Annotated in this window: 17 protein-coding genes; 4 read left to right on the top strand and 13 right to left on the bottom strand. The window is 38.7% G+C overall.

Translation table 11 applies throughout. From position 1 onward, the window contains the following. Positions 1-45: 45 nt before the first annotated feature. The 13 genes from ACGF5R_RS23180 to ACGF5R_RS23120 all read right to left on the bottom strand — a co-directional run bounded on the left by ACGF5R_RS23180 (position 46) and on the right by ACGF5R_RS23120 (position 5554). On the bottom strand, positions 46-867 hold the full coding sequence (locus ACGF5R_RS23180; RefSeq protein ID WP_112879808.1) for a PD-(D/E)XK nuclease-like domain-containing protein: 822 nt from the start codon (positions 865-867) through the stop codon (positions 46-48). Beyond that, positions 845-1228 (bottom strand): hypothetical protein, encoded by a 384-nt coding sequence (locus ACGF5R_RS23175; protein WP_262981510.1) that lies wholly within the window; start codon positions 1226-1228, stop codon positions 845-847. The genes ACGF5R_RS23180 and ACGF5R_RS23175 overlap by 23 nt, the downstream gene beginning before the upstream one ends. Before the next feature lie 80 nt (positions 1229-1308). Further along, positions 1309-1434, bottom strand: coding sequence for a hypothetical protein (locus ACGF5R_RS23170; RefSeq protein ID WP_387692947.1), 126 nt, complete (start codon positions 1432-1434; stop codon positions 1309-1311). Between the two features lie 41 nt (positions 1435-1475). Next, positions 1476-1865 carry a hypothetical protein gene (locus ACGF5R_RS23165; RefSeq protein WP_387692945.1) on the bottom strand — a complete coding sequence of 130 codons (390 nt, stop codon included), beginning with the start codon at positions 1863-1865 and terminating at the stop codon, positions 1476-1478. A gap of 1 nt (position 1866) precedes the next feature. After that, the gene (locus tag ACGF5R_RS23160) at positions 1867-2100 is read right to left on the bottom strand and encodes a hypothetical protein (RefSeq protein WP_387692943.1); all 234 of its coding nucleotides are present in this window, start codon (positions 2098-2100) and stop codon (positions 1867-1869) included. Positions 2101-2150: 50 nt separating this feature from the next. Continuing rightward, a complete protein-coding gene (locus ACGF5R_RS23155) occupies positions 2151-2309 on the bottom strand; it encodes a hypothetical protein (RefSeq protein WP_387692941.1) in 159 nt (52 codons plus the stop codon). Positions 2310-2389: 80 nt separating this feature from the next. Beyond that, on the bottom strand, positions 2390-2734 hold the full coding sequence (locus ACGF5R_RS23150; RefSeq protein WP_112879882.1) for a hypothetical protein: 345 nt from the start codon (positions 2732-2734) through the stop codon (positions 2390-2392). A 54-nt stretch (positions 2735-2788) separates the two neighbouring features. Further along, positions 2789-3043 carry a hypothetical protein gene (locus ACGF5R_RS23145; RefSeq protein WP_112879755.1) on the bottom strand — a complete coding sequence of 85 codons (255 nt, stop codon included), beginning with the start codon at positions 3041-3043 and terminating at the stop codon, positions 2789-2791. A 2-nt stretch (positions 3044-3045) separates the two neighbouring features. Beyond that, a complete protein-coding gene (locus ACGF5R_RS23140) occupies positions 3046-3411 on the bottom strand; it encodes a hypothetical protein (protein WP_112879756.1) in 366 nt (121 codons plus the stop codon). 282 nt (positions 3412-3693) lie between these two features. Continuing rightward, the gene (locus ACGF5R_RS23135; protein ID WP_192881089.1) at positions 3694-3858 is read right to left on the bottom strand and encodes a hypothetical protein; all 165 of its coding nucleotides are present in this window, start codon (positions 3856-3858) and stop codon (positions 3694-3696) included. 365 nt (positions 3859-4223) lie between these two features. Then, positions 4224-4526 (bottom strand): hemolysin XhlA, encoded by a 303-nt coding sequence (locus ACGF5R_RS23130; RefSeq protein WP_387692938.1) that lies wholly within the window; start codon positions 4524-4526, stop codon positions 4224-4226. Then, the gene (locus ACGF5R_RS23125) at positions 4519-4857 is read right to left on the bottom strand and encodes a hypothetical protein (protein WP_387692936.1); all 339 of its coding nucleotides are present in this window, start codon (positions 4855-4857) and stop codon (positions 4519-4521) included. Before ACGF5R_RS23125 ends, ACGF5R_RS23130 begins: the two co-directional genes overlap by 8 nt. Before the next feature lie 58 nt (positions 4858-4915). Next, the gene (locus tag ACGF5R_RS23120) at positions 4916-5554 is read right to left on the bottom strand and encodes an XRE family transcriptional regulator (RefSeq protein ID WP_387692934.1); all 639 of its coding nucleotides are present in this window, start codon (positions 5552-5554) and stop codon (positions 4916-4918) included. Positions 5555-5659: 105 nt separating this feature from the next. Between ACGF5R_RS23120 and ACGF5R_RS23115 the strand changes: the two genes are divergently transcribed. From ACGF5R_RS23115 to ACGF5R_RS23100, 4 genes are all read left to right on the top strand, one after another. Continuing rightward, positions 5660-5863 carry a helix-turn-helix domain-containing protein gene (locus tag ACGF5R_RS23115; protein ID WP_011147141.1) on the top strand — a complete coding sequence of 68 codons (204 nt, stop codon included), beginning with the start codon at positions 5660-5662 and terminating at the stop codon, positions 5861-5863. A 152-nt stretch (positions 5864-6015) separates the two neighbouring features. Continuing rightward, positions 6016-6369, top strand: a complete 354-nt coding sequence (locus tag ACGF5R_RS23110; RefSeq protein ID WP_112879759.1) for a hypothetical protein — start codon at positions 6016-6018, stop codon at positions 6367-6369. 6 nt (positions 6370-6375) lie between these two features. Beyond that, positions 6376-6546 carry a hypothetical protein gene (locus ACGF5R_RS23105; protein ID WP_192881091.1) on the top strand — a complete coding sequence of 57 codons (171 nt, stop codon included), beginning with the start codon at positions 6376-6378 and terminating at the stop codon, positions 6544-6546. 49 nt (positions 6547-6595) lie between these two features. Continuing rightward, positions 6596-7363, top strand: a 768-nt coding sequence (locus ACGF5R_RS23100; protein WP_387692931.1) for a replication protein, incomplete at its 3' end; no start/stop codon positions are given.

The following is a 7363-nucleotide window of genomic DNA, read 5'->3' as shown; positions in this document are numbered from 1 at the left end:
TGTTGCGCATGTTGCGCACTTGAGCTAAACGGGTTAATAACACTATTATTCATCTCTTCTCCTCGCCCAGATTGGGCGTTGAATTTTTTCAAATCCCAGCCCCCAGTTACCCGTTGAGTGGCATTTGTGATATACATCTAAATCTCTTCGAAATAGATTGAAACCAACTTCCCTGTCGTATTGATCTAATACAAACAAGCGAACAGGATATTTACCGCAGTCGATAGACTCACTAACTGCAAGAAAACAAAAAGTAGGGATCGTTCCATTCGTGTATTGTCGATATCCTTCGCTATACATTGCATCTTGTACGTGATAGCGGAATTCTTCGATATGAGTGGGAAATCTATCGATATCTGAAACTTTTTTAACATCAAGAATGATATCTTTGTCGAGTATTAGCTTATCCGGCCTAATCCTGCATAACTCCTCTGTTTCTGCGTCATTCCAGTAAATTGATGATTCACAATATCCATCTGCTTCCAAAAGAAGCCTGGCTCCCGGATGAGCCATGACGCTATCACGCATAATTTTCAGCTTCCGATGCTGTTCATAGTCCATTACGATTTTCCCTGTTTTTTCGCATTCATTTATGAATTCCTTTTCCTCTTCTTTCCCTGCGTTAGTTCGACGATTAAACTTCGGTGCTTCGATAAATCGATTATTGAACTCGTCGGGTTCTAACAATAAACAATGAAGAGCCGTTCCCATATTAAGCGCATCCTTTTTCTCTTCATCTTCGGGAGCGTCCTTGTCCCACAATAAAAGCGCCGCCTCTTTTGCGATCACATCCAACTGTGATTTACTGACTCCGGGTCCAAGATGATAATCTTCATTCGATATGTCATAATAAATGCCGGGTTTCATTGTTTGCCTCCCAATTAAACCATCCGCTGGTATTATCTAATTCAAGTTCCGTTGGGTCTTGTGCTTGACTCAATTCAAGATAACGTTCAATCATTGAGATTGATTTCAATATTTCCGTTTGAGCGTCATAAAAATATTCGTCAATGAAATCAGAGTCAGCAAGTCCATTCAAATCATCGTTACTCAATATGAATCCGCAGATTCGAGCATCTCTGATAACTTTTTTGAGCGATTCTAAAGTTAACTCATCTCTCTTGCTTTCAATTTTTTGTTCAATGATTTCTTCTTCCGAAGAATTTTTGAATAATATCTTTTCATAAGCCAATAATCTCTCATCAGCTATTTGTCCACGAGTTTTCATGTTTTTATCTCAGAAAAATTAAAATTAACGTCGTAAATAGAATTAAATAAGCGGGAAATAACATAGCGAAGAGCCACTCTTTAATCATATTCATATGATAGCCTCAAATATTGCATTGCTATAAACCAGTTTATTTCGCTCATTAATTGTTTTGCTATATAAGCTTCACATTGAGCTAACTCAAAAAGTTGTTTGTTGATTTTCATGATATACCCCTGAGCCGTCCACTGGCCTTTACTCCATATTACTAAAATTCACCCCGGTTTATTTTAATTAATGCGTCTCGATGCTGCTCAGCGGCCTCTTCTGTTAAATGAATAAAGCCGTATTCTAATTTTTCTTTCTCGAGGTTATGACCGCCCCAGAATCTCTGAAAAATACTTGGTCCCGCAACCCAATACTCTTGCCCATCCTTTAGCTCATAATCGACGGGCTTTGGAAAACTCACTTTGCCAACGGTGATCATTTCCGTTTCCGGCTTGCGACGATATTCATAATATTTATTCCAGATCGGATGATCATTCAAGTCATACCAGTCATCACCGTTACCCGTTTGCCATAACAACCACGGCTTATTAGTTCTCAAAGCATCTTGAGCATATTGCAGCATTAATTCAGCGTGTACATGCGCGGCCATATTATTCTTCCTCCTGCTTAATGACTTCGTAACCGTACTCTTTTAAATAATCAACAATGGATTCTTCATCAATCATCTCTAATATATCTTCCGGATAGAATTCATTGATTATTCTATATAAACCCTTGTCATTTACTCCAGACACTTCAACTGAGATCTCTTCTGCTCCATGTGAAGTAATTTTTACATTTTTACATAATATTTCTAAATCATAATAGTTTTGTATTGTTACCATTGCATTATTTACCTTCTATTTGATAAATAAAGAGCATCCCTGCTAATTAATTAAAGACTAGTCCATTGCCGCGCATTATTTCTATTTCTCCATGCAAGAGAAACATACATTTTGCGCATTTCAGAACCGCGACGAAATATTTTGGCTTCAGATAAATAGCGAGCTTGTTCAGCTTTACACTCAGTTGCAAATTTCATTTTCGTGTTCATTGTTCAACTCTCATATTTAATAAATAGCATCCTTGCTGATATTTCCCTATTATTTTCCCGGTATGGCGAAGTAATGCTGATTATTGAATTTGTTCAGAGCGTCCATTACATCTAAAAACCTCCCCGTCTTTATCGATTGAGATTTTCGTATCTCGATGTTGTCGCAATGCAATTCTAACGGCGGTCTCTGCATTATTTATATATGCATCAAATTCATTTTGTAATTTATCAAATTTTAATTTCCATTCCCTTTCTATTTCTGCGTAACGTTCGTTTGACGGCGGTGAATAAAATGACATTCCGTAACACTCGTGACCCTGCATGACAGATTCAGCTAATGATTTAACTTGGTCTTGTGTTAAAACCAAATTGCAATCATCAGCGCCATAAGAAATACAGTCACTCCAATACTCTAAATCATTCATGTTGCCTCCTATTATTAACTCACCACAGCCCGCTCGGAAATGAGCTGAAATTAGTTAATTGGCAATACTGCTCTCATCTGGCGTGAGTTCATCTCTGTTTTTAATTACAAATGGTTTGCCGAGAAAGTCTTGTCGATCATCACCGGAATAATAATTAGAAACTAGCTTCTGACAAAATAAGCCAGTATCAATTGCATCTCGTGCATCAGCGAAATACATAAAACAACCCGCTAATTCATTTGATACACATGAAACTTGGTCCGCAGTGCGATACTTAATAATGACTCGATTTGATTTGACTATTTCCATATTCACACTCTCGCTGTAATGTTTTTACTATTTTTACCATTAACAGAATAAAGATGCACATTTGGTAAGTAACAGTTATCAAAACTTGGTGTTGGCTCTTGCGGCTCTTCGCTGTCTTTAACTTGAGTGATTAGACCGGCTATGACATTTGCGCTATCGTTTTCTGGCTTGCGCTTAAGAGTTAATACTTTACGCGGCTCGGTTTCTACGCCAAAAGCTTTATCGATGATATTCTCAAGAGCTTTTATTTCAGACTGGCGAATGTGTTCTTCTAAGCGGTTGCGAGTGATCAAGTTGCCACGTGCTATATAGCGACGCATCTTTGAATTCAAACGACCACTAGTCGGTAAAATAGTGATATTTTCCATTTATTTCCCCTTGATGAGTAATTTTTGGGGCGCGGTTAATGAACCGGGAGGCTGTTTAAAAATTTGTGGCCCTCTTAATGAGGAGCTCAAACTACAGCGACTCACTATGTCTATCCTTAGACTCTGCTAACCACGCCCCAAAAATCACTTTGGGTAGGGACTCCCCACACGGGCGGGGCATTCATTTTAAGAGTGAGAACTTCACTGTAGTTACTTTTCCTAAATATCAGTTCTCTGTAAGTAAAAAGACTGGTATTTAAGGCCCCTCTGCGGGGCTTAAAGTTACTTCTTGAATCCCATCATGCGTAACCAACTATTCAGTTCGTCATAGTTTTTGAAAATTACATCACCAGTTTCAACGTTACCTTTGAATTGAGTAACAGTAAGATGTTTAACGTGATATTTTTTGCCAGTGAAGTTGTCTGTGTAAGTAGTTAATCTGCTCATTTTGATTTCCTCGTTGTTTGTTGCGTCTGTTTCTTAGCACTTGCGAATCATCTACCTTTTCATACGCCGGTAGCGGCTACTTCGTGGGCTTTCCTTGCCTGTTCGCTGTGTGCCTTTGATGTGATGGATAATACAAGAAACATTGTATATTTGTAAACAAGAAAGTTTGTAAATATTGTTGTTATATTTGTATTTCATTGTTTTATATATAAATTTAATTTCAAGAAAAGTTTTCTAGATGGGAAATTGGCTTGAAAGTGGGGTATTAAGATCTTTCTATTATATTGCTGATTTTAAATGAAATTATTGATATTTATGGAAGAGAAAAGCCACCCGATTAGGGTGGTAGTAGATGATATGTGTCTTTAGAAGATAAGCTTTGCAATACCAATTGCTAGTCCAGTTATCCCTAACATTGTAGCTGCAATCCATTTAGTTTGAGTTGCAATAGACTGGTGCACCTCAATTCTCACAGATGCAATATCTTCCTTTGTTGCATAGTTAGCTTTCATAACTGCGAGGTCGGTTTTGATGAGGTTCAGATCATCTTCAAGTTTTTTCACTCTAGCTTCGAACATATCGCTACCTCCATCACCACCATTACCGCCAGAGTTGAAAGTTGGTAAATCACCCCTAAACGGAATTACATTATTTTTCGGTTCACTCATCACCATCTTCCTCAATAATAGCGGGATATTTTTGCTTTATCCACTCAAGAACCTGAACAGCATCTATAGTCATAGTATTTCCACATTTTTTACAAACAACTAGAATATAAAAATTATTTGCACTTTCGTGATAGATGCTTTCTGCCTTAAACACATTAACATAAGTACCAAGTTTCATGTTTATTGGCATATTGCATCCTGCACTAACTTGTGGAACGCTAAGAGATGCATGACCACATTGCATGCAATGTGGAGTAACTCCTTTTGAATCAAAATACTCACTTAGTATTTCAGCGGTAATGAATTCAAAATTTTCATACATTGAAGACATTAATTCTCCTACAATTTAACATAACATATTGATAATAAATAAATTTAATCATATCGAATTAACTAATTTCGTCATCATCAATGTAGCGTGTATTTTTTATAATAGCCGATACATAATGAATCATTTTTACATCATGCTTGGGAATTGTGATTGGACGATGATCACTATTTATGCTTGAAAACTGATAATCACCATTTCGTGTTATATTCATGATTTTTATCATGTTATGTCCATTACGTGTTCTAACAAAAACTTCATCACCGGGATGCACTGGAGTATTCGGCTCAATAACAACAAATTCACCAGACTGTATGCGGGGCCACATGCTATCTCCCTTAACTTTTAATCCATATGCATCATGATCAGTACTACAAATGCGTAGCCATCCAGCATGGAATTCAACCATGTCTACGGCACCGTCAATACCGAGAATGGCCTCTCCAATTACTCTAACTAATCCGTTTTTAGGCTTTCCAGCATATTCTATTTCTTCTTTTTGATCTTCCGTGCCATAAAGTAGATAACTTACAGAACATTGTAAGGCGACAGCAAGTTCAGGGAGAAAACGCGGTCTTTTTGTTTTCCCTCTTTCTAGTTGTTCTATTGACTGTTGTTTTGTTCCGATCAAATCAGCCAGCTCAGTTTGAGTTAAGTCTAGTTCGATTCGTCTAATTTTTACTCGTTCTGCGATCGTCATGTATTCATTGCCTCATTTACACCCCTTAATTTTCACAAGAAAACCTGTATTTGACAAACAATCTAATTTGTATTTTAATACAAGAAATTTTGTCAAGGAGGTAGTATGGAAACATTATCAGAGCGACTCAAACGGAAACGTTCAGAGATGAACATGACACAATCTGATTTGGCAGGAAGGGTAGGGATGACGCAACAATCTATACAGTTGATAGAAGCTGGTATCACTAAACGTCCTCGTTTCATATTTGAGATCGCTAATGTATTGAAGTGTGATCCATCTTGGCTGTTATATGGAAATCCAAACTAATTCGTATAACAACAAGACCGCTCTTTAACAATCCGCCCCATCTATGCCGATCCAGGTGTAGATTCCCCGCCAGTGTGGGGATTCCCTGTAAACGGGGAGCGTAACCCTATTGAGGGTTATAAATTTAATTTTAACTTAAGGAAATTTAACATATGGATATCGCAAAAAGTATCAAAATCACTTGTAAGCCAGAGGCGCTAGAAAGTTTTTGGCTTCGATGCATTTTGGAAACAGGAAATAATCAATTTGCTCAATCAATAGGGATTCATCCTTCAACATCCAGCAGAGACAAGGGCCGTATTGCTAAATTAGCCAGTCAATTGGTAGCGAAATATGGTTTACCTGAATGGGCGTATCAACTCCCTGATCATAAGCCTGTAGTTGTCATAGAAGGTGAACATGCCGAAATGCTGATCCAAGCATTGGAAAGAAAAGGGAAGATAAAGAGAAAAGCCTCATTACCTGCCACGGATGAGGCCTGTCAATTACAGCTAGATATGAGGTAATTATACATGAAACAAAAAGTTAATTACAGCGCTGTGCATAAAAACATCATGCGTGATCGGGCTGTTCGCTCGGTCACGGAGCAAGGAGCAAAGAAACTTCGGGAAGCACTGGACGATGCTCAATTGAGGTTGGAACATCGCGAAGAACTGCTGAAAGGGAAGAAAAGCCATGAGTAACGTTGCATACGCTGACTTTGGAGCGAGAAAGACTTCAAGGAGCACACGGATGGAAAACCAAAAACAGGGGCATTTCGCACTGTTCAGGAGTCTTCTGTCCACGGAATGGGCTAATGATACGGCTAAATTGGCCTTGTGGGTTCGATTGATTGGGATGGCTCAATACAAGCCCCGCAGTGTTGAATTTAGCGGCGTTCAGTGGGATTTAGGGCCTGGTCAGTTGGTGACAAAAATCCCCATTCTAGCCAGAAAGCTCAGAGATTCTAAAGGCAATGAGAAGACACAGAAACAGGTTAGAGACATGTTGGAATTCTTTTCTTCTGAGGGGATGTTAACGTTCAGTGGTAACCGGTATGGGACAGTGATCACCATCACAAATTACGCTGATTATCAGGGTGATTTTGAGGTAACAAACGAGGTCACTAATCAGGTAACAAACAAACCCAGTGATGACGCGGCTTTAGAGCGAAGTCAGGTAACAAAGTTGGTAACAAATCAGGTCAAACAGAGTAAGAAGTTATTAGAACAAGAATATATAACTACATCTAACGATGTAGTTGGTGAGTTTTCTGATGAAAACAACCCGCCTCAGTCTGTCAAGAAATCTCAGTCTAAAAAGACTATACCGGTTCCCTACCAGGCCATGATCGACGCCTATCATGAAATTCTGCCGGAGATGGCTAAGGTTACTGTCCTGCGAGACGCCAGAAAATCCAAGATGCGCACGTTCTGGCAACGAGCTAACAAGGAATACCAGACCAAGCACCAGAGGCCGTTTACTCTGGAGAACTGGAAAGGCTATCTGGGTTACATTGCC

It is taken from the genome of Photorhabdus sp. RM71S (genome assembly GCF_042879355.1).
In the GTDB taxonomy this organism is placed as follows: domain Bacteria; phylum Pseudomonadota; class Gammaproteobacteria; order Enterobacterales; family Enterobacteriaceae; genus Photorhabdus; species Photorhabdus kayaii.
Note: the sequence above shows the minus strand (reverse complement) of the source record. Positions and strands in the feature narration are given on the sequence as shown.